The sequence below is a fragment of the Rhizorhabdus sp. P4_G6 genome (assembly GCF_056401045.1).
Window position 1 is genome coordinate 229,930 of record NZ_JBFUKC010000001.1, and the last position, 21,827, is coordinate 251,756.

Consider the following 21,827-nt stretch of genomic DNA (forward strand, 5'->3'; position numbering starts at 1 on the left):
TAAGCCCCGCGGCCATGTCGGGGAGAAATCGCATCGCCGGGCTGATCGTCGCCGCCGGCCAGGGCATGCGCGTCGGCGGAGCCGTGCCGAAGCAATATATCGCCGTCGCGGGCCAGTCAGTGCTGGCACATGCGATCGACGCGCTGGCCGGCCATCCCGCGATCGACAGCGTCCAGGTGGTGATCGGCGAGGATCAGCGCTTCCTTTATGACGAGGCGATCGGCAGCCGCGTTCTTCCGGAGCCCGTCATCGGCGGCGCGCTGCGCCGCGACTCCGTCATCGCCGGGCTCGAGTCGATCGATTCGGATATCGTGCTCATCCATGACGCCGCCCGCCCCTTCCTGCGTGCAATAGTCATCGATCGCCTGCTCGACGCGCTGGACCGTGCCGACGGCGCGGTGCCGGCGCTGCCGGTCGTCGACACCTTGGCTCGGGGGGATGCGATGCTCGGCGACGCCGTCGCGCGCGCCGGGCTCAACCGTATCCAGACCCCCCAGGCCTTCCGCCGGCATGCGATTCTCGCCGCGCACCATGCGTGGGATGCCAGCCGGGAGGCGACCGATGACGCCCAGGTCGCGCGCGCCCACGGTCTCGATGTCGCCCTCGTCGAAGGTGATCCAATGCTCGAAAAACTGACCCTGCCTGCCGACTTCGTGCGCGCCGAACGCGCACGGATGATCAGCCGCACCGGGCTCGGCTTCGACGTTCACGGCTTTGCACCCGGCGACGCGGTGCAACTCGGCGGCATCACGATAGCGCACGACCAGGCCCTTGCAGGCCACAGCGACGCCGATGTGGCGATCCACGCCTTGGTCGACGCGTTGCTCGGAACCATCGCAGCGGGCGACATCGGCAGCCATTTTCCGCCATCCGACCCGCAATGGCGCGGTGCGGCGTCCGAGATTTTCCTGACCCATGCGCGCGACCTGATCGCGGATCGCCACGGAATCATCGATCATGTCGACGTGACGATCATCTGCGAGGCTCCGAAAATCGGGCCGCATCGCGATGCTATGCGCGGTCGAATCGCGGAAATGCTCGGGCTGACGGTCGGCCAGGTCAGCATCAAGGCGACGACCACGGAGCAACTGGGCTTCACCGGCCGGCGCGAGGGCATCGCGGCACAGGCGATTGTCACCGTGCGCGTGCCGCAAATCTAGAGTATCAGGGACATATCGTGCCACAGCATCAAGACACCATCCTGCCCTCCGAGCTCCTCGAGGCTGCCCGTCGCGTGATCGACGCCAATCGCGCCGAGGGCCGAAAGATCGCGCTTGCGGAAAGCTGCACCGGCGGGCTGGTCGCGGCGGCGCTGACCGAGATTCCGGGCTCATCGGACGTGTTGGGCGCGTCGCTGGTCACCTATTCGAACGAGGCCAAGATCTCGATGCTGGGCGTGTCGGTCGAACTGATCGAGACTTTCGGCGCGGTATCGATCGCCGTCGCCTGGGCGATGGCACGGGGAGCGCTCGAGCAGAGCGGCGCCGACATCGCCGTGGCGATCACCGGCGTGGCTGGCCCCGGCGGGGGCAGCGACAAGAAGCCGGTCGGCACGGTCGTATTCGGTCAGGCGCGCAAGGGCGGCGACGCGGAGGATATCGTCGCCGACAAGCGCCACTTCGGCGATCTCGGCCGTGGCGGCGTGCGGCTTCAGGCCGCGCTGTGCGCGCTCGAACTGCTGATGCCGGGGGCGACCCTCGCCGAGGACGCATAGAGCTTGGCGGCGCGATCCTCGAACGCGCCGATCATCATCCTGAGCGTGCGATCGAACACCTGGCCCGCAACCATCTCGAACAGGCGCGACTTGAACTCAAACTCGATCGTGAAATCAACGATCGTGCCGCCATGCCCGTCGCTGGTGAACTTCCAGTCGTTCCGGAGATATTTGAGCGGCCCTTCGACATAATCGACATGGATCGCCGATGGCCTGTGCTTGGTCACCTTCGAGGTGAACTTTTCGCGGAGCGCCTTGAAGCCCACCATCAGATCCGCGACCATCTCGCTCTCGCTGTTCGAGCGAATTCGTACCGCCGAAATCCACGGCAGGAACTCGTCATAGGACGACACGTCGGCAACCAGATCGTACATTTGATCCGGCGTGTAGGGCAGCGTGCGGGTCTCGCTATGACGCGGCATGTCAGGCGACCGGAACAGGTGCCTTGCGCGCCAGTTCGGCGTTGCGTGCATCGCGCAGCTTCGCGAAATCATCGCCGGCGTGATAGCTCGACCGAGTCAGCGGCGTCGCGGCGACCAGCAGGAAGCCCTTCGCTCGCGCAATCGCGGCATAGGCCTCGAACGTCTTGGGCGGGACGAAGTCGATCACCTTGGCGTGCTTGGGGGTCGGCTGGAGATATTGACCCATCGTCAGGAAGTCGATGCCGGCCGAACGCATATCGTCCATCACCTGATGAACTTCGAGCCGCTCCTCGCCGAGACCCACCATGATCCCGGATTTGGTGAAGATCGTCGGATCGAGCCGCTTGACCGTCTCCAGGAGGCGCAGCGACGCATAATAGCGAGCACCGGGGCGAATCGTCGGATACAACCTCGGCACCGTCTCCAGATTGTGGTTGTAGACGTCGGGGCGTGCTGCAACGATGGCTTCGATCGCCGCATCCGCCTTGTTGCGAAAGTCGGGGGTCAGGATCTCGATCGTGGTGGTCGGCGTGGTGCGGCGCAGTGCCTCGATCACCTTGACGAACTGCGATGCCCCGCCATCGGCGAGGTCGTCGCGATCCACCGACGTGACGACGATGTGCTCGAGACCGAGTTCGGCTGCCGCATCTGCGACATGCTGCGGCTCGGACAGGTCGACCGCGCGCGGCATGCCGGTCTTGACGTTGCAGAATGCGCAGGCCCRGGTGCATGTGTCCCCCAGGATCATCACCGTCGCATGCTTCTTGGTCCAGCACTCACCGATATTCGGGCACGCGGCCTCCTCGCATACGGTCGCGAGGTTCAGGCGGCGCATCAGCGCTCTCGTATCGTTGAACGCCTTCCCCATCGGCGCCTTCACGCGAATCCAGTCGGGCTTGCGGGGCCGCAGCGCGGCGGGGTTCTGGAGGGGGTCGCTCATCGCAAGCCAGATAAGCCATGTGCCGACCACTTGCCAGCCCCCGCGACCATGATTAGGGCGCTGCCCATGACCGACTTCGCAGCACTCCTCGATGGTTACCACCGCTTCAAGGAAAATGGCTGGCAGCAGCAGCGCGCGCGCTGGAGCGAGCTTGCCGAGGCGCAGAACCCCAAGCTGATGGTGATCGCCTGCTCGGACAGCCGGGTTGATCCCACGATCATTTTCGACACATCGCCCGGCGAGCTGTTCATGGTTCGCAACGTCGCCAACATGGTGCCGCCCTTCGAAACCACGCCCGGCCGCCACGGCGTGTCCGCGGCGCTTGAGTTCGCAGTGACGCAGCTCGAGATTCCGGAGATCGTCGTGCTGGGCCACCAGAGCTGCGGCGGCTGCGCGGCGGCGCTCACCCAGCGGTTCGAGCATAGCGCACCCGGCGAAGGCGGCTTCATCGCCGAATGGATGTCGATGCTCGACGAGGCTCGCGAGCGCGTCGTGGCGAAGCATGGACAGGGCGAGGAAGCGATCCGCGCGATGGAGTTCGAAGCGGTGAAGGTATCGATCGCGAATCTTCGTACCTTCCCTTGCATCCCTGTCCGGGAACAGGCCGGCAGGCTGCGCATCCACGGCGCCTATTTTGCCGTCGCCACCGGCCAGTTGCACCTGCTCGACGAGGCAAGCGGCAGGTTCTCGCCCGCATAGAGCGGCCACCAATCGGGAACGCGCCCGGACATCGATCGTTATGGCTCCGTGTTTTCAAAGGAGCTTAGCATGTTTGCCCGTTCCATCCTGGCCATCACCGCGCTGATCGCGGTCGCTCCGCTTGCCGCGCAGATGAGCAACAAGAACGACGCGGCCCATCAGGCAGCCGATGCCCGCGAAGTTCCCCAGACCAAGGCGCTGAACAATCAGGTCGGCACCGCGGTGACCCAGGCGCAATCTGCCGTCGCGGCGCAGAATGATGCTAACCAGGCGCAATATGAGGCCGACAAGGCTGCTTATGAGCAGGCGCTGCGCGACCATCATCGCGAGGTTCTCTCGACCGACGCCACCTTCATCCGCCAGCAGGAAGCTTATGCAATGGCGATGCGCGACTGGCGGGCGCAGGTGGCCGAATGCAAGAAGGGCTATAAGAGCGCCTGCGATCTGCCCACGCCCGATCCGATGAAATATATGTAAGCCGGACCGTCATCCCGCCTTGCGGAATGACGGTCCCGACGGAGCTTAGCGGGTCAGCTTCTTGTACGTGCCCGCACTCGCCCGGTCGGCGGCGTCGCCGAGCCGTCGGCGCTTGTCTTCCTCATAGCTCTCGAAATTGCCTTCGAACCATTCGACGTGGCCGTTGCCCTCGAACGCCAGGATGTGCGTCGCGAGCCGATCGAGGAAGAAGCGATCATGGCTGATCACCACCGCACAACCCGCGAAATTTTCGAGGGCGTCTTCAAGCGCGCGCAGGGTCTCGACGTCGAGGTCATTGGTCGGCTCGTCGAGCAGCAGCACATTGCCGCCCTTGCGAAGCATCTTCGCCATATGGACGCGATTGCGTTCGCCACCCGAAAGCTGGCCCACCTTCTTCTGCTGGTCAGGACCCTTGAAATTGAATGCACCCACATAGGCGCGGGTCGACATCTCGAACTTGCCGACGGTCATGATGTCATGTCCCTCGGAGACTTCCTCCCAGACATTCTTCTTGGGATCGAGCGCGTCCCGGCTCTGGTCCACGAAACCGAGCTTCACCGTCGGCCCGATGTCGATCGAGCCCGAATCTGGGGTTTCCTGACCCGTGATCATGCGGAACAGCGTGGTCTTGCCGGCACCGTTAGGACCGATCACGCCGACGATACCGCCGGGCGGGAGGGTGAAATCGAGCCCCTTGATGAGTTCCTTGTCGCCGTAGCTCTTGGTCAGACCCTGGGCCTCGATGACCTTGCCGCCAAGGCGCTCTGGGGTCTGGATGACAATCTGCGACTTGCCGGGCGCGCGGTTGTTCTGCTTTTCGACCAGCTCGTCGAACGCCCGGATACGCGCCTTGGACTTGGTCTGGCGCGCTTTGGGGCTCTGCCGGATCCATTCGAGCTCTTCCTTGATCGCCTTCTGGCGGCCGGCGTCCTCGCGCTCTTCCTGCTCCATCCGCTTCGACTTCGAGTCGAGCCAGGAGGAATAATTGCCTTCATACGGGATGCCGCGGCCGCGATCGAGTTCGAGCACCCAGCCCACGACATTGTCGAGGAAGTAGCGATCGTGGGTGACGAGGATGACGTTGCCGGCATAATCGATCAGATGCTGTTCCAACCACGCCACGCTCTCGGCGTCGAGATGGTTGGTCGGCTCGTCGAGCAGCAGGATATCGGGCTTTTCGAGCAGCAGGCGGCATAGTGCGACGCGGCGCTTCTCGCCGCCCGACAGGTCGGTCACCGGCAGGTCGCCGGGTGGGCAGCGCAGCGCTTCCATCGCGATCTCGAGCTGGTTGTCGAGCGTCCAGCCGTCGGCTGCGTCGATCTTTTCCTGAAGGACGCCCATTTCCTCCATCAGCGCGTCGAAATCGGTATCGTCCTTCGGATCGCCCATCTCGGCGGAGATCGCGTTGAAGCGATCGATCATGTCGGCGACCGGACGGACGCCGTCCATGACGTTCTGCTTGACCGTCTTGGATGCGTCGAGTTGCGGCTCCTGCGCCAGATAGCCCACCGTCAGGCCCTCGGCAGCCCAGGCCTCGCCGACATATTCGGTGTCCATGCCGGCCATGACCTTCATCAAGGTCGACTTGCCGGCGCCGTTGACGCCGATGATCGCAATCTTGGTGCCCGGCAGGAACTGCAGGTGGATATTGTTGAACAGCGGTTTGTTCGCACCGGGGAAGGTCTTGGTGAGACCCTTCATCACGAAACTATATTGCACGGCCATCGGGCGCGGACCTCATGGGATGATCAAGGCTGGAAATGTGCCGCCGCCACTAACCGACGGCTGGACGATTGGCAAATGGCGAGCCGCTGGCAAGCTTCAAGATCATGACGAAATTATCGAAGATCGCGCGTCTCGCTCCGGGCGCCGCCTCCCCACGCTGCTTGCCTCGCCTCTTTCCGCCCAGATTGCGCCTGCGCCCGCAACTGGGCGGTGGAGAGGCTCCAAGGCGCTGGGCTTCTCCAATGTCCGAATCGAAGGATTCGAAGTTCCCTATTGGGAGCGCGGCGAGTCGCGCTTGGGGATTTCCAGGCCACGCTGCACCGCCGGACGAGCCAGGCCGCGTTCAAGCCAGCCCGGCACATATTTCAACCTATCGAACTCAACCAGATCGCGCGCCTCGTAGAAGGTGATGAGGTTGCGAACCCATCCAAGCGTCGAGATGTCGGCAATGCCGTAATCGTCGCCCATGATCCAGCCGCGGCCATCGAGGCGCTTGTCGAGCACGCCGAGCAGGCGCTTCGCCTCGTTGACATAGCGCTCCAGGGGACGCTTGTCCTCGAAGGCCTTACCGGCAAATTTGTGAAAGAATCCGACCTGTCCGAACATCGGCCCGATGCCGGCATTCTGAAAGAACACCCATTGGATCGTCTCATAGCGCAGCACCGGATCGGCCGGAATGAAGCGGCCGGTCTTGTCCGAGAGATAGATCAGGATCGCGCCCGACTCGGACAGCGCCATCGGCTTGCCGCCGGGACCGTCGGGATCGATGATCGCCGGGATCTTGCCATTCGGATTGAGCGAGAGAAATTCGGGAGTGTGGCTCTGGTTGTCGAGAATATCCACCAGATGCGCCTCATAGGGCAGCCCGGTTTCCTCGAGCATGATCGCGACCTTCACCCCATTTGGCGTATTGAGCGAATAGAGCTGTATACGGTCGGGGTGCGCGGCCGGCCAACGCTGCATGATCGGAAATTGGGAAAGGTCGGCCATGTCATGCTCCGCGCGGTTGCTGTCGCGCCCAATTGGGGATCAATGTCCTATCTGGCAATAGCAGCTGCCAAGAGGTCAGCCGCTCCACGCAATTCGGGTCGCTCGGCTGCGTTCGACCGCGGCGAGGCCCTGCGCCTTCAGACCTCGATCAGCAGCAGGCCCCGCCAGGTGGCGGCCAATCGCGGCTCCGCGGATGGGATTCAGTTGAGCTTTGCCATCTGCTCAGGCCCCGCCAACAGGTCGGCCACCGGTTCGCTCGCGCGCGTCTCGATCGCCGGCATCTCCTCGATCTCCTTGCCACCGGTCTCGATGTTGAGGTCGCGGAATTTGCGACCCGTCACCAGCACGCGGCCCTCGAAGCTCGCCACGAATTTGTTGTAGTTCTCGACAGCGCTGTTGAGGCCGCCGCCGACGCGCTTGAGGTGCGTCGCCGCGACCGATAGCCGCTCGAACATTTCCTTGCCGAGTTGGCCGATCTGCCGCGCTTCGTCGGCCATCTTTTCCTGTCGCCAGACGCTCGCCACGGTGCGGGCCAGCGCGACCAGGTTGATCGGCGTCGCGATCAGCACCCGGCGTTCATGCGCCCAGTCCCACAGCCCGGCGTCCTGTTCCATCGCTGCCGACAGGAAATGTTCGCCGGGAATATACATGACGACATAATCGGCCGCATCGCCGAAGCGATCCCAATAGCTTTTCTGGCCCAGCTGGCTGGCGTGCGTCCGCAGGGCCGCCGCATGCGCCTTCAGGAAGGTCAGGCGCAACGCCTCGTCGACCTGCTCGCTGGCATCCATATAGGCGTTGAACGAGCATTTGGCGTCGATGATAAGCTTGCGGCCGCCGGGCAGGCGCACCACCACGTCCGGCCGCAACCGTCCGTCCTCGGTATCGACCGAAACCTCGGTCGCGAAATCGGCATAAGGCGATAGCCCGGCCTGTTCGAGCACGTTGCGCAGCGACTGCTCGCCCCAGCGCCCACGCGCCTTGGGGCTGGCGCGCAGCGCATTGACCAGCTTGGCGGCCTCGTCGCGGACCTGTCCCTGGCCGACCCGGACCTGGTCGACGGCCTCACGCAAGCCTGCATAGCTATCGACCCGCTCCTTCTCGACCCGCTGCAGCCCCTCCTCATAGCGTTTGAGCGTCGATTCGACCGGCGTCAGCAAGGCCTTGAGCTGCGCTTCGCTCTTCTCGCCCGCCTGATGGAATCGCTGGTCGGCGCGTTCGAGAAACTGGCGCTGGGCCACGTCGAGCAGTTTTCCGCCCACTTCGGCGAACTGGGCGGACAATTGCTCCTTCGCCTCCTGGAGACCTCGCAGTTGCGCCTCGAACGCCTCGGCCCGCGCCTGTCGTTCGGCCACAAGCCCGGATCGCTCGATCTCGGAGCGGTTGAGCGCATCGCGCGCCGTTTCGAGCATCCTGCGCAGATCTGCCGCTTCGGCGGTGCCGCCCGCCTGCATTCGCCCGCGCGCGAACCATCCGAGCGCGAGTCCCAGGAGCAGACAGAGCGGAAGTGCGAGCGCGGCGAGCGATGACATCGAGTAAATCCCTGGAACAGATAGCGAACCGTGCCGTGCCTCGGCCGCGAATGCAAGCGCAACTCGGCGCTTCCCATATCCGGCGCAGCCACTAATATCGAGCCGGGGTTGCGTTTAGGGGGATGGGGATGCCGGACAGCGTCGGGGGTGCGTCAATGGCGGCGCGCTGGCACAGATTCTGGCCGGCGCTGCGCAAGCTGCTCAAGCAGATCGGCACGACCCGCCTCGTCGTCACTGCCATGTTCCTGATCCTTGGCCTCGCCTTCGCCCGCTACAGCTGGAACATGATGTTGGCCAAGGACGCCGAGCGCGCACTGTTCGACGTTCGCCTGCTGCTCGCATCGCCGCGCGTCGAGACCGACCCGCGTATCGCGATGGTGACCTTCACCGAGGACACGCTCCGCCTGACCGGACGCCGTTCGCCGCTGGATCGCGCGATGCTGGCCAAGGGCCTGCTCGCGCTCGACAAGATGCAGCCCAAGGCGATTGGCATCGATATTCTCGTCGATCAGCCCACGCCCGAAGACCAGGTACTGATCGACGCCTTCAGGACGATGAAGACGCCGACCTATCTGGGCTTCGCGTCGAACGCGACCAACAAGACTTTCATGACGCTCGACCAGGAAACTTTCCTGCGCGACTTCCTGAAGCAGACGAAGCCCGGCAACGTCCATCCGACCAGCATCCGCCTGCTCGCCGATGATGACGGGGTGATGCGCAGCTGGCCGAACCAGCCCCGCGAGCTGCCGCCGCTGATGGCCAATTCGCTGACCGGCGGCTTCGAGCGGTTTCGCGACTATACCGGATCGATCCGCTACCGGCTGCCGAAGTTCGAGGATCGGCCGGTGTTCGACAAATTCCCGATCGAGGTGATCGCCAACCCCGATCTGATCGAGGCTTTCAAACCCCAGATCGAGGGCCGCTACATCATGATCGGCGGCGACATCCCCGATGTCGACCAGTTCATCACCCCGGCCTCGCGCATCCAGAAGGGCGAGACGACGATCGGCCTGGAGATCCACGCCACGCTGCTCGCGCAGATGCTCGACAATGTCACGCCGAACAAGATCCCGGCGTGGGGCATCTGGCTTATCGCGATCGGGGTCGTGATGCTGGGCGCGCTGACCGCGGTGTCCAACATGAAGATCTGGAAGCTGAGCCTGATGCTGCTGATCCAGGCGGCGGGCGTGGTGGCGGTGCCGTTCATCTGGCAGTTCAACAATGTGGACACCCAGGGGCTGCCGGTGTTTGGCTGGCTGATCGGCTGGATCTTCGCCTATTCGGCGGTCGGCACAGCGGCCCGCGGCATCGGTTCGGAGCAGCGCAACTTCGCACAATCGGCGCTCGGCAAATATCTGCCGCGCGACATCGCCGCGGACATCATGAAGAACCCTGAGCGGCTCCAGCTCCACGGCGAGAAGCGCGAGATATTCGCGCTGTTCAGCGATCTCGAGGGCTTCACAAAGCTCAGCCACCAGATCGAGCCCGAAATGGTCGCCTTCCTGCTCAACAGATATCTCGACGTTCTGTCGGAGACGGTTCTCGAATATGGCGGCACGATCGACAAGTTTGTCGGCGATGCCATCGTCGCCTTCTGGGGCGCGCCGATCAGCCGGCCCGACGATGCCGACCGCGCCGTGAAATGCGCGATCGCGATGTACGAGGCGGGTGAGCAGTTCCGGCGTGATGCGCCCGAAGGGGTACCGCCGATCGGCGTCACCCGCGTCGGTGTCCACCGGGGCGAGGCGATCGTCGGCAATTTCGGCGGTGAGGGGCGCATCCAGTACACTGCGCTAGGCGACTCCATGAATACGGCGTCGCGGCTGGAAGGCGCGAACAAATATCTCAAAACCAAGACGCTGGTGAGCGACACGGTGGTTGAGAAGTCGACAATGGCCTGTTTCAGGCCGATGGGCCGCATCGCTGTGTCGGGTCGATCGACGCCGATGATCATCTTCGAGCCGGTTCCACATTTTTCCGCCGAAGCTGTGCAACAGTTCACAGACACGCTGCGTAGATTCGACGATGGTGATGTCACGGTATTGGCCGAGTTCGAACAAATGGCTGTAACGAATCCTGATGATAAAGCGCTCGCTAATCTGGTAGAGCGACTTCGTGAGGTTGGACCAGGAGGGTATAGTGCTCTGGATAAATAAAAACCGGCCGCGCGCTGCAGTCGCGGCAATGATGGGCCTGATGCTGGCTGGAACCGCCGTCGCGGCGCCGCTGGTCGTGCGATCGGCCGGACCGTCGGCAAAGGCCTACCCCGCGGGCAAGGCGATACCCGACAACGCGAAGATCGTCCTGAAAGCGGGCGACTCTATCGTGCTGCTCGACGGCAAAGGCACGCGCACGCTGAGCGGCCCCGGCACATTCAGCGCAACCGCGACCGCAACCGCGGCTGCCACCACCGGGTCGACGCTCAATGCGCTGGTCTCCGGCGGCGGCGAGCGCCGCGCCCGGATCGGAGCCGTGCGCAGCGTCAGCGGTGCCGACAAGACCGGCGGCCGCAATCCCAACGTCTGGTATGTCGATCTCACGCGCAGTTCGAACATGTGCGTCGCCGACACCTCGACCGTGACGGTATGGCGGCACGATGCCGAGAAGCCGGTGACAGTAACCGTCTCGGGTGCGGGCGCATCGGGCACGATCGATCTCGCCGCCGGCCAGTCGGCAGCGCTGTGGCCGGCAAGCGTCCCGGTTGCCGACGGCGGCCAGTACAAGCTCAGCTGGGAAGGCGCAAAAGCACCGACATCGCTCAAGTTCGTCGTGGTGAAGCCCACCACCGCCGGGCTCGAGGACATGGCCCAGTCGCTGATCAAGGCAGGCTGCAACGCACAGCTGGACCTGCTGATCCAGACCGTCGCCTTGCCGGACGGCAATCCGAAGGGCTGATCGCTCGCCAATCGACCGAAGGGGCTGGCGGAGCGATCCGCCGGCCCCTGTCGTTTCATATCCCCGCCGGCGTGACGAGGTCGCAGCAAAATCCCTCTGGAGCCTCCGCAGTTATCGCCTATGGAAGCGCGCATGACCGACACCGCTCCCGCCGGCTCCCCGCTGATCCTTTTCGACAGCCTGACACGCGCGATGCGCGCGTTCGAGCCGGTCGATCCCGCCATGGTGCGGCTCTACAGCTGCGGCCCGACCGTCTATAACTTCGCGCATCTGGGCAATCTGCGCGCCTATGTGTTCACCGACACCCTGCGCCGCGCGCTCAACTGGAAGGGCTGGCCGGTCAATCATGTCATCAACATCACCGATGTCGGCCACCTGACCTCGGATGCCGACGAGGGTGACGACAAGATGGAGGCCGCCGCCGCGCGCGCTTCCAAGACGATCTGGGAAATTGCAGCCTTTTATACCGATGCATTCAAGGCGGATCTGAAGGCCCTCAACATCATCGCGCCGACGCTGTGGAGCGTGGCTACCGATCATATCCAGGACATGATCGCATTCGCCCGCGACATCGAAGACGCAGGCGCAAGCTACGAACTCGACAGCGGCCTGTACTTCGACACGTCAAAGGTGCCCGATTACGGCCGCCTCGCCGGCGCCCGTCCCGACGAGACGATCGGCCGCATCGTGGAGGTCGAAGGCAAGCGCAATCCGGCCGATTTCGCGCTGTGGCGGCGATCGGCGGCCGCCGAGCAGCGCCAGATGGAATGGCTGTCGCCCTGGGGTCCCGGCGCGCCCGGCTGGCATCTCGAATGCTCGGTGATGAGCATGAAATATCTCGGCACCCAGTTCGATATCCATACCGGCGGCATCGACCACCGGGAGATCCATCATTGCAACGAGATCGCCCAGAACCAGGCATTTACCGGCACCGAGCGGACGGGTGCCAATTTCTGGATGCACAACAACTTCCTGGTGGACCGCGGCGGCAAGATGTCGAAATCCAAGGGCGGCTTCGCGACCCTTGCCGGGGTTGCCGAGAAGGGCGTGCATCCCCTCGCCTATCGGCTGCTCTGCCTGTCCGCGCATTACCGGTCCGAACTGGAATTCTCGGCGGAGGCGCTGGCGGCGGCATTGACCCGGCTGACCCGGCTGATCATCGCGACCGAGCAGGTGCGCAGCCAGGCAGGCACGCCCGACTGGCTGCGCCTGATCGACGAAGCGGGCGCGAGCAAGGGCGCTTCGGCGGCCTATCAGCGCTCCGTCATAGAAGCCGGGCTGGGCGCCCGGGCGCAGGCGCTGCTGGCGCAGTTCGATACGGCGCTCTCGAACGACCTGATGGTGCCACAGGCGCTGCCGCTGCTCGAGCAGGCGCTCGCCGACAAGGCCATCGCGGCGGAAGAGAAACTGCGCCTCGTCGCGAGCATGGACATGGCGCTGGGGTTGGCGCTGCTGACGACCGGCCGAGTCGACCTCCGGCTGCGCCCGGCGGATGCGAAAATCGACGAAGCCACGATCGAAACCCGCATCGCCGCGCGGCAGCAGGCACGTGCTGCGAAGGACTATGCCGCGTCGGACAGCATCCGTGATGAACTCGCGGAATGTGGCGTCGCAGTAATGGATGGAGCAGGTGCGATGCAGTGGGACTGGATTCTCGATCTCTGAAACAATCGTGCGGAATCAATCCGCAACGGATCGTAAAAAACCCTGTTCCCCGTCGCCGAAATGACATAGCAATCGCCGATCTTGCAGAACCGCAACAGGGGCGCGGCGCAAACAGGGGGAGCACAGCATGGCGACCAAAGCATCCGATTTGTTTATCCAGTGCCTTGAGGAAGAAGGCTGCGAATATATCTTCGGCGTTCCAGGCGAAGAAAATCTCGACATGCTCGACAGCCTGTCGCGCTCCAAGAAGATCAAGCTCATCCTTACCCGCCACGAACAGGGCGCCGGCTTCATGGCCGCGACCTATGGCCGCCACACCGGCAAGACCGGTGTCTGCATGGCGACGCTAGGGCCGGGCGCCACGAATTTCGTCACCGCGGCCGCCTATGCATTCCTGGGCGGCATGCCGATCCTGATGGTGACCGGCCAGAAGCCGATCAAGAAATCCAAGCAGGGCCGCTTCCAGATCCTCGACGTCGTCGACATGATGCGCCCGATCACCAAATACACCCATCAGCTGGCCTCGTCGGACAACATCCCGAGCCGCGTGCGCGAAGCCTTCCGCCTCGCCGAGGAAGAGAAGCCGGGTGCGACCCACATCGAGTTCCCCGAGGACATCGCCGACGAGCATACCGATAGCGTCCCGCTGAAGCGCAGCCTGGTTCGCCGCCCGACCGCCGATCCGAAGTCGGTTCGCGCCGCGGTCAAGAAGATCGAAGCCGCGAAGTCGCCGGTCCTCGTGGTCGGCGCAGGCGCCAACCGCACGATGACCAGCCGCATGCTGCTCCAGTTCATCGAGAAGACCGGCATCCCCTTCGTCACCACCCAGCTGGGCAAGGGCACGATCGACGAGACCCATCCGAAGTTCCTCGGCTGCGCCGCGCTGTCGGCCGGTGACTTCGTGCACCGCTCGATCGAGCATGCCGATCTGATCATCAACGTCGGCCATGACGTGATCGAAAAGCCACCCTTCTTCATGAAACAGGGCGGCTGCGAGGTCATCCACGTCAGCACCAACACCGCGTCGGTCGATCCGGTCTATTTCCCGCACATCGAAGTGATCGGCGACATCGCCAATGCGATCTGGCAGATCAAGGAAGACATCGTGCCGTCGGGCGCGTGGAACTTCGACTTCATGATGAAGGCGCGCCAGGCCGAGGTCGACCACACCGCGTCGCTCGACAAGGATGCCCGCTTCCCGATCTTTCCGCCGTTCCTGGTGCGCGAGATCCGCGAGGCGGTGCCGCCGAGCGGAATCATCTGCCTCGACAACGGCGTCTACAAGATCTGGTTCGCGCGCAACTATCCGGCGCGGCAGGCGAACACCGTGCTGCTCGACAACGCGCTCGCGACGATGGGCGCCGGTCTGCCGTCGGCGATGGCGTCGGCCATGGTCTATCCGGACCGCAAGGTCATGGCGATCTGCGGCGATGGCGGCTTCATGATGAACAGCCAGGAGATGGAGACGGCGGTTCGCCTCAAGCTCAACATCACCGTGCTGATCCTCAACGATTCGTCCTACGGCATGATCCGCTGGAAGCAGGCGAACATGGGCTTTGCCGATTGGGGCCTGACCTACGACAACCCCGATTTCGTCAAATATGCCGAAAGCTACGGCGCGATCGGCCATCGGGTGGAAAGCTCCGAGCATCTGACGAAATTGCTCAAGCATTGCCTCGACACGCCTGGCGTTCACCTGATCGACTGCCCCGTCGATTATTCGGAAAACGACCAGATCCTGAACAAGGACATCAAGGATCTCAGCAAGAAGGTTTAGGTCTCTCCTCATCCCCGCGAAGGCGGGGATCCATAACCTCTGGCTTTCGAGCATATGGATCCCCACTTTTGCGGGGACGAACAATTGGACGACCCGACCATGAAACTCCAGGATACCTACCCGCTCTACCTCGCGAATGAGGCACAGCAGCCGAACACTGATCTCAAGGTGACAGACAAGTTCACCGGCGAGGTCGCGACGCTTGTCGCGCTGGCCGATGCCAAGACGATCGAGAAGGGCATCGAATGGGCGGTCAAGGCCGCCGAGCCGATGGCGAAGATGGCGAGCTACGAGCGCCAGGCGGTGCTGCAGCACTGCGTCGATCGCTTCACCGAGCGCAAGGACGAGCTTGCCTATGCGCTGTGCATCGAGGCCGGCAAGCCGATCAATGATTCGCGTGGCGAGGTGGGCCGCCTGATCGATACCTTCCGCATCGCCGCCGAGGAATCGGTGCGGATGACGGGCGAAGTCCAACCGCTCGATATCGCGCCCCGCGCAAAGGGTTATCAGGGGATGTGGAAGCGGGTGCCGATCGGCCCCTGTTCCTTCATCTCGCCGTTCAACTTCCCGCTCAACCTCGCCGCGCACAAGATTGCGCCGGCGATCGCGGTCGGCTGCCCATTCGTGATGAAACCGGCGAGCCGCACGCCGCTCGGCGCGATCATCATGGGCGAGGTACTGGCCGAGACCAACCTGCCGAAGGGCGCCTTCTCGATCCTGCCTGCGGCGCGTGACGGGGCCGACCTGTTCACCACCGACGATCGGCTCAAGCTGCTGTCGTTCACCGGCTCTCCGGACGTGGGCTGGGATCTCAAGGCGCGGGCGGGCAAGAAGAAGGTCGTGCTCGAACTCGGCGGCAATGCCGCGGTGGTGATTGACGCCGATGCCGATCTTGACGACGCCGTGACGCGAACCGTGTTCGGCGCCTTCTACCAGTCGGGCCAGTCGTGCATCGGCGTGCAGCGCATCCTGGTTCACGATGCGGTCTATGACGCCTTCAAGGCCAAACTGGTGGCCAAGACCAGGACGCTGATTGCCGGCAACCCGCATGACGAAAAGACTTTCGTCGGCCCGATGATCGACGTGAAGGAAGCCCAGCGCCTCGACAACTGGATCCAGGAGGCCGTCGGCAAGGGCGCGACCCTGCTGTGCGGCGGCAAGCGCGAGGGCGCGATGCTCGAGGCGACGCTGCTGGAAAATGTCGATCCCGACACCAAGCTCAATCGCGAGGAAGCCTTTGGTCCGGCCGCTTTCCTGATGAGATTCAGCGACTGGCACGAGGCGCTGAAGATCGTCAACGACTCCAAGTTCGGGCTGCAGGCCGGCATTTTCACGCGCGACATCTTCAAGATTCTGGACGCCTGGGACGATCTCGATGTCGGCGGCGTCGTCGTCAATGACGTGCCGAGCTATCGCGTCGACAACATGCCCTATGGCGGCGTGAAGGATTCAGGTCTCGGCCGCGAAGGCATCAAGTTCGCGATGGAAGACATGACCGAGATTCGCAATCTCGTGATTCGTCGTCGAAGCGCTTGATAAGCTTTTGAATGATTGCACTTGCGACGCTAAAGAGGGATATAAACTTCCGGAGCGGTGACGCCGGGGCAAGCGTCCAGTCGCGAATAGGGATCGGCATTTAGGGAGCGCCGAATTGGGGGGAAAAGTCTCGGGCGGGCTGTCCTTTGTCTGCGGCATCGTCGGTGCCGCACTCGTCGGCTGTGCCCTTCTCATCCTTGCTCTGACGAGCACGGCCGACCGCGCAGCCGCGTCGTCGGCTTCTGCTGCGTCCGCCAATGCCCATGTCGGCGTCGCCTCCTGTTCGGGTTCGACCTGCCACGGTCGCAGCGAGCCCACCGGCAAGGTCGTGCGCCAGGATGAGATCCTGCATTGGCAGGACGCCTCCAGCCAGGGCGGTTCGCATAGCCGGGCCTTCGCGGTGCTTGGATCGGCTCGCGGCCAGGCGATCGCCGCCAAGCTCGGCCTGGGTTCCGCTACCTCTGCGGGCGAATGCCTGGGCTGTCACGCCGATCCCGCTTATGCTGGCAAGGGGTCCCGCTGGCATGTCGAAGATGGCGTCGGCTGCGAGGGCTGCCATGGCGGCGCGCAGAAATGGCTGTCGAGCCATTATGCCGTGGGCCAGACGCATGCATCCAACGTCGCGAGGGGGATGTATCCGCTCGATCAGCCCCGCGCACGCGCCGAGAAATGCCTCGATTGCCATTTCGGCAGCGATCGACCCGGGCAGTTCGTCTCGCACCGCATCATGGCCGCCGGCCATCCCCGGGTTTCGTTCGAGCTCGATCTCTTCTCGGCGCTCCAGCAGCACCATGACGAGGACGCCGACTATCTCCAGCGCAAGCGCCGCACCAACAATGTCCAGCTATGGGCGATGGGCCAGGCAACGGCGGTCAGCCGCGCGACAACGCTGTTCGCCAATCCGCGGCTCGGTACCCAAGGCGTATTTCCGGAGATATACTTCTTCGATTGCCAGACCTGCCATCGCCAGATCGTCGACGGCCCCGCTGGTCGCGCCACCTGGGTCGCCAATCCGGGTCGACCCATTCCGTCGGGCATGCCGGCCTTCAACGACGAGAATATCATCATGCTCTCGGCGGCGGCGAAGATAGCCGCACCGGGCATGGCTGCACGGTTCGACGCCGACTCGCGCGCCTTCCACGCCGCACTTGCGAAGGACCGCCCGGCGGCGGTGGCAGCGGCCCGCACGCTGGGCGCGTCGGCCAATGCCCTGGCCGACGCGATCGGCAACAGCGCGTTGGGTCGAGCCGAAACCTTCGCGATCATCGACAGCATCGCCGGCAGCGCCATCTCGCCACGCTTCACCGACTATGAAGGATCGGCGCAGGCCGTGATGGCGATCGATACCCTGGTCAACGCCCTCGTCCACCAGGGCTATGTCAGCGAAGACAGCGCGCGCAACGCACGCGGCGCTATCGATCGGGCTTACAAGGCGGTCGGCAATAGCAATGCCTATCGCCCCGCAGATTTCCGGGCGGCGCTGAGTCAGGCAGCAGCGTCGATAAGGGCTCTCAAATGACTTTTGCTTCGCGTGCTGTAGCGATCCTTACCACTGTCGCCTTCGTACTCACCTCCTGTGGCGGCGGTGGCAGCGGAAGCTCGACCCCTTCCACGCCCTCTACCCCGTCCCAGACCGCCGTATTCGCAGTTCCGCCGCAGGAAGCGCTGACCGCGGCCGACGTGCAGAAGGTGATGGCACAGGCGATCGAGGAGGCAGCCGCACGCAACAAGCCCGCAGTGATCGCGGTGGTGGACCGGGTGGGCAACGTCCTCTCCGTGTTCCAGATGAATGGCGCCCCGACGACGCTTACCATCAAGACCACCCATCGCGCGGTAACGCCGACCGATGTCGAGGGTCTCGTCGTAGCCGGCTCCGCCGCAGCCAACCCGCTCGCCGCTGGCGCCATCGCCAAGGCGATCACCGGCGCCTATCTCTCCTCGTCCGGCAACGCCTTCTCGACCCGAACGGCGAGCTTCATCGTCCAGGAGCATTTCCCGCCGGGCGACAACCAGCTGGCGGGCGGTCCGCTGTTCGGCGTGCAGTTCAGCCAGCTGCCCTGCTCGGATTTCAATCAGCGCTATCTTCAGGCTGGCGGCGCGTCTGCCTTCATCGGGCCGAAGCGCTCGCCATTGGGGCTGGCCGCTGATCCGGGCGGCTTCCCGCTCTACAAGAATGGTGTCGTTGTCGGCGGTATCGGCGTCATGGCTGACGGGCTTTATGGCTATGATCCCAATATCGACGATTTCGACAGCGACGATGACGAATATATCGCGACCGCGGGCACGGTCGGCTTCGACGCGCCGGACGCGATTCGCGCGAACAACATCAATGTCGTCGTCCAACTGCGCTATAACGATGCCGATCCTTCGAAGCTGAAATCGGCGCCGGCCAACGCTCGCGCCTTCTCTGCCCTGAACGGCACGGTGGGGTCGCTCGTCTCGATCCCCGGCTATTACGCGCAGGGATCGACCCCGACCGTCTTGGCGGGCCATGCCTATGGCAGCGAAGCCTCCGGCTATCGGGCCGCCACCGCAGCGGAGCGGAGTTCAGGCAATACGATCGACAATGTCGACGCGTTCATCCTCACGGACGGCTCCGGCGCAAATCGCTATCCCTTGCGCGGCGGCACCGATGGCGCGCGCGTCGGCACGCCATTGAGCCAGGCCGAAGTGAAGGCAGTGCTCGAGGAAGCCTTCAAGATCATGAGCCGCGCGCGCGCGCAGATCCGCAAGCCGCTCGACAGCCCTGCCCAGGTCACGATCTCGCTGGTCGATACCGATGGCAGCATTCTCGGCGTTGCGCGCTCGCCCGATGCGCCGGTGTTCGGAACCGACGTGTCGGTACAGAAGGCCCGAACGGTTGCATTCTTCTCCGGGCCCAGCGCCGCGTCCGATCTGCTGGGCAACAGCAGCGCGGATGTCCAGGGCTTCGTCGGCAAGACCCGCACCTTCTTCAACGATCCCGCAGCGCTGACTGGCAAGACCGCGTTCGCGGACCGTTCGATCGGCAATATCGCCCGGCCCTTCTTCCCCGATGGTGAAACCTCGCGTGCCAATGGCCCGCTCTCGCGTCCCTTCAGCCAGTGGAGCCCCTTCTCGACCGGACTGCAGAGCGCGCTGATCCTCAACAATCTCGCCGAGCATCTCGGCTTCGTGCTCGGCGCTTCGTCGACCGACACGCGCCAGCGCTGCACCTTCAATCCCGATGTGCCCGGCAAGGCCCAGAACCGGCTGCAAAACGGCATCCAGATCTTCCCCGGCGCCTCGCCCATCTATCGCGGCAGCACGCTGGTCGGGGCGATCGGCATCTCGGGCGACGGCATTGACCAGGACGACATGATCTCGTTCCTCGGCCTCTTCAACGGCGGGCAGCGCGTCGGCGGCATCGGCCATGCGCCGACCGCGATTCGGGCCGACCAGCTGGTCGTGAACGTCGGTGCCGGCGTTCGGCTGCGCTATGTGAACTGTCCTTTCGCGCCGTTCCTCGACACCTCCGAACAAGTCGTGTGCGACGGCAAATAATGGCAGCCGCGCTCTCCTCTCTCATCCTGCACGCGGTCGCCTTGGCAGCCGCAGCACCGGATGAAGCTGCGGCACCTGCGCCGGAGCCCGCTACGATTGGCGCAGCCAGCGATCCCAGCGTTCTGACCGTGCCGGCCACCGCTCCCGCCGCAACGGTGGAGGACAGCTCCATCGATGGCCGCCGCCGCCCTGGCTATGTCGAGAAGCTTCCGCCGCCGGTGGTGCAGAATAATGTCGGCGCCGTCTCGGCACCGCCGCCGGAGGCCTTCCCGACCGACGAGTTCCCGATCCCCGATCGCTGGCGGCTGGCCAAGGCGTTGTGCCCCGACAAGAATTTCGTCGGCCTGCAAAATGTCTGCCATTCGCAGTTCGATCCCTATCACCAGAACAGCCTGAAGGCCGACCGGCCGATCCAGCTCGACAAGAAACCGTTCTTCCTGCCGATCACAGGCGACGACTGGTTCTTCGCCCTGAACGCGATCTCGGATACGATCCTGGAGCCGCGCTCCTTCCCGACACCCGTGGCAGACCAGACCAGCGACTATCCGGGAGCGATCGGCCAGTTCGGTCGTCAACGCAGCCTCGTCGCCGCCCAGACCTTCATCCTGGGCGCGGGCCTCACCAAGGGCTCGACCGCCTACAAGCCGCCGGACATCGAGTATAAGATCGCGCTGGCCTACAACATCAACTATGTGAACGTCGAGGAACGCCGCGTCCTCAACGTCCGCTCGTCCAAGCCCAGCCACCGCACCGATGCCTTCCTGGGCGTCCAGGAGTTCTTCGTCGACAAGCATATGGGCAATCGCTCGGATCGCTTTGACTTCGACTCGCTGCGCATCGGCATCCAGCCCTTCCAGGCCGATTTTCGGGGGTTCCTGTTTCAGGACAACCAGTTAGGCATCCGCTGGTTCGGCAATCGCGACAATAATCGCTACCAGTATAATATCGAGTTGATCTGGCGCCTCGACAAGGACACCAATAGCGGGCTGAACGACGTCACCCGCAAGCCGCGCGACGACTATATCTTCCACACCAACGTCTTCGTGCAGGATTTCCCGCTGCCAGGCCTGACGTCCCTCGCCTCCTTCACCGCGAACATCAACCGCGAGAAGGACCGCGATCTCGACCATAACGGCTTCCCGGTGCGCCCGGCGCTGCTCGGCGATCAGCGGCCGCGGGAATATGACGCCTTCTATCTCGGCTACAGCCTCGACGGGCGGATCAAGCGCTTCAACATCTCGTCGAGCGTCTATGGCGTGTTCGGCGAAGACCGGAACAGCTTCTTCACGTCGAAGCCCGCCAAGATCCGCGCCTTTTTCGGGGCAGCCGAACTCAGCTACGATATAGACTGGGTGCGCGTGAAGCTGTCCGGCCTCTACGCCAGTGGCGATCGCAAGGCAAAGGACAACAAGGAAACCGGCTTCGACGCAATCTTCGAAAACCCGATTTTTGCCGGCGCCGACACCAGCTATTATATCCGCCAGGGCGTCCCCTTCGCCGGCGGCGGCGTCAACGTCGCGCTCAGCCAGCGCAATGGCATATTGAACGATCTTCGCACGTCGAAGGAAGAAGGCCAGTCCAACTTCAACAATCCGGGCACGATGCTGCTCGGCGTCGGAGCGGACTTCGACATCCTGCCGCAGCTGCGCCTGTCGACCAACATCAACCATCTCTGGTTTGCAAACACCGCTGTGCTGCGCGAGCTGCGCACCGAGGGCAGCATTCCGAAATCACTGGGCTGGGATTTGTCGAGCGCGCTCATCTGGCGGCCGAGCATGGTGCAAAACGCCATCGTCCGGCTCTCGGGCGCGGTGTTCGATCCCGGCAAGGGCTTTGCCGATCTCGTTACGAATTCTCGCGGTGACGACCGATATTATTCGGTGCTGTTCAACGTGATCTTGACCTACTGAGGATGTCGATGGGGGCTTTGGGA

General features: G+C 63.8%; 17 protein-coding genes. 12 read left to right on the forward strand and 5 right to left on the reverse strand.

All coding sequences use genetic code 11. The annotated features are described in order from the left end of the window. The first annotated feature begins 14 nt into the window (after positions 1 to 14). Together AC1DPF_RS01095 and AC1DPF_RS01100 are read left to right on the forward strand one after the other, a co-directional pair. The gene (locus AC1DPF_RS01095) at positions 15 to 1,160 is read left to right on the forward strand and encodes a bifunctional 2-C-methyl-D-erythritol 4-phosphate cytidylyltransferase/2-C-methyl-D-erythritol 2,4-cyclodiphosphate synthase (RefSeq protein WP_477959253.1); all 1,146 of its coding nucleotides are present in this window, start codon (positions 15 to 17) and stop codon (positions 1,158 to 1,160) included. A gap of 17 nt (positions 1,161 to 1,177) precedes the next feature. Next, positions 1,178 to 1,714, forward strand: a complete 537-nt coding sequence (locus AC1DPF_RS01100) for a CinA family protein (protein ID WP_477959255.1) — start codon at positions 1,178 to 1,180, stop codon at positions 1,712 to 1,714. Here the strand turns inward: AC1DPF_RS01100 and AC1DPF_RS01105 are convergent. Both AC1DPF_RS01105 and lipA read right to left on the reverse strand, forming a co-directional pair. Continuing rightward, complete coding sequence (locus AC1DPF_RS01105) at positions 1,651 to 2,136, reverse strand: type II toxin-antitoxin system RatA family toxin (RefSeq protein WP_477866279.1); 486 nt, start codon at positions 2,134 to 2,136, stop codon at positions 1,651 to 1,653. The two genes, AC1DPF_RS01100 and AC1DPF_RS01105, sit on opposite strands and share 64 nt — an antisense overlap. Position 2,137: 1 nt before the next feature. Further along, positions 2,138 to 3,076 (reverse strand): lipoyl synthase, encoded by a 939-nt coding sequence (gene lipA / locus AC1DPF_RS01110; protein ID WP_477959257.1) that lies wholly within the window; start codon positions 3,074 to 3,076, stop codon positions 2,138 to 2,140. Positions 3,077 to 3,142: 66 nt separating this feature from the next. Here lipA and AC1DPF_RS01115 point away from each other — a divergent pair, with 66 nt between their 5' ends. Together AC1DPF_RS01115 and AC1DPF_RS01120 are read left to right on the forward strand one after the other, a co-directional pair. Beyond that, positions 3,143 to 3,775 (forward strand): carbonic anhydrase, encoded by a 633-nt coding sequence (locus AC1DPF_RS01115; protein ID WP_477866275.1) that lies wholly within the window; start codon positions 3,143 to 3,145, stop codon positions 3,773 to 3,775. Positions 3,776 to 3,844: 69 nt separating this feature from the next. Next, positions 3,845 to 4,252, forward strand: coding sequence for a hypothetical protein (locus AC1DPF_RS01120; RefSeq protein WP_477959259.1), 408 nt, complete (start codon positions 3,845 to 3,847; stop codon positions 4,250 to 4,252). A gap of 45 nt (positions 4,253 to 4,297) precedes the next feature. Here the strand turns inward: AC1DPF_RS01120 and ettA are convergent, their stop codons facing one another. From ettA to AC1DPF_RS01135, 3 genes are all read right to left on the reverse strand, one after another. Further along, positions 4,298 to 5,977 carry an energy-dependent translational throttle protein EttA gene (gene ettA, locus AC1DPF_RS01125; RefSeq protein WP_477959262.1) on the reverse strand — a complete coding sequence of 560 codons (1,680 nt, stop codon included), beginning with the start codon at positions 5,975 to 5,977 and terminating at the stop codon, positions 4,298 to 4,300. 270 nt (positions 5,978 to 6,247) lie between these two features. Then, positions 6,248 to 6,967, reverse strand: a complete 720-nt coding sequence (locus tag AC1DPF_RS01130) for a glutathione S-transferase family protein (RefSeq protein ID WP_477959264.1) — start codon at positions 6,965 to 6,967, stop codon at positions 6,248 to 6,250. 200 nt (positions 6,968 to 7,167) lie between these two features. Further along, positions 7,168 to 8,499, reverse strand: a complete 1,332-nt coding sequence (locus tag AC1DPF_RS01135; protein WP_477959266.1) for a DNA recombination protein RmuC — start codon at positions 8,497 to 8,499, stop codon at positions 7,168 to 7,170. Between the two features lie 128 nt (positions 8,500 to 8,627). On the opposite strand from AC1DPF_RS01135, the gene AC1DPF_RS01140 reads away from it, so the two are divergent. The 8 genes from AC1DPF_RS01140 (at position 8,628) to AC1DPF_RS01175 (ending at position 21,804) form a co-directional block, all read left to right on the forward strand. Next, positions 8,628 to 10,655 carry a CHASE2 domain-containing protein gene (locus tag AC1DPF_RS01140; RefSeq protein WP_477866265.1) on the forward strand — a complete coding sequence of 676 codons (2,028 nt, stop codon included), beginning with the start codon at positions 8,628 to 8,630 and terminating at the stop codon, positions 10,653 to 10,655. A gap of 40 nt (positions 10,656 to 10,695) precedes the next feature. After that, positions 10,696 to 11,394, forward strand: coding sequence for a hypothetical protein (locus AC1DPF_RS01145; RefSeq protein ID WP_477866263.1), 699 nt, complete (start codon positions 10,696 to 10,698; stop codon positions 11,392 to 11,394). 132 nt (positions 11,395 to 11,526) lie between these two features. Then, entirely contained in the window at positions 11,527 to 13,059 is a 1,533-nt protein-coding gene (cysS, locus tag AC1DPF_RS01150; RefSeq protein ID WP_477959267.1) for a cysteine--tRNA ligase, read from the forward strand. Between the two features lie 127 nt (positions 13,060 to 13,186). After that, positions 13,187 to 14,836 carry an acetolactate synthase large subunit gene (locus AC1DPF_RS01155; protein ID WP_477866259.1) on the forward strand — a complete coding sequence of 550 codons (1,650 nt, stop codon included), beginning with the start codon at positions 13,187 to 13,189 and terminating at the stop codon, positions 14,834 to 14,836. Positions 14,837 to 14,935: 99 nt separating this feature from the next. After that, positions 14,936 to 16,372 carry an aldehyde dehydrogenase family protein gene (locus AC1DPF_RS01160; RefSeq protein WP_477866257.1) on the forward strand — a complete coding sequence of 479 codons (1,437 nt, stop codon included), beginning with the start codon at positions 14,936 to 14,938 and terminating at the stop codon, positions 16,370 to 16,372. Positions 16,373 to 16,487: 115 nt separating this feature from the next. Continuing rightward, a complete protein-coding gene (locus tag AC1DPF_RS01165) occupies positions 16,488 to 17,891 on the forward strand; it encodes a multiheme c-type cytochrome (protein ID WP_477959268.1) in 1,404 nt (467 codons plus the stop codon). Next, positions 17,888 to 19,894, forward strand: coding sequence for a heme-binding protein (locus AC1DPF_RS01170; protein WP_477866253.1), 2,007 nt, complete (start codon positions 17,888 to 17,890; stop codon positions 19,892 to 19,894). The genes AC1DPF_RS01165 and AC1DPF_RS01170 overlap by 4 nt, the downstream gene beginning before the upstream one ends. Next, on the forward strand, positions 19,894 to 21,804 hold the full coding sequence (locus tag AC1DPF_RS01175; protein WP_477866251.1) for a hypothetical protein: 1,911 nt from the start codon (positions 19,894 to 19,896) through the stop codon (positions 21,802 to 21,804). The genes AC1DPF_RS01170 and AC1DPF_RS01175 overlap by 1 nt, the downstream gene beginning before the upstream one ends. Positions 21,805 to 21,827: the final 23 nt, after the last annotated feature.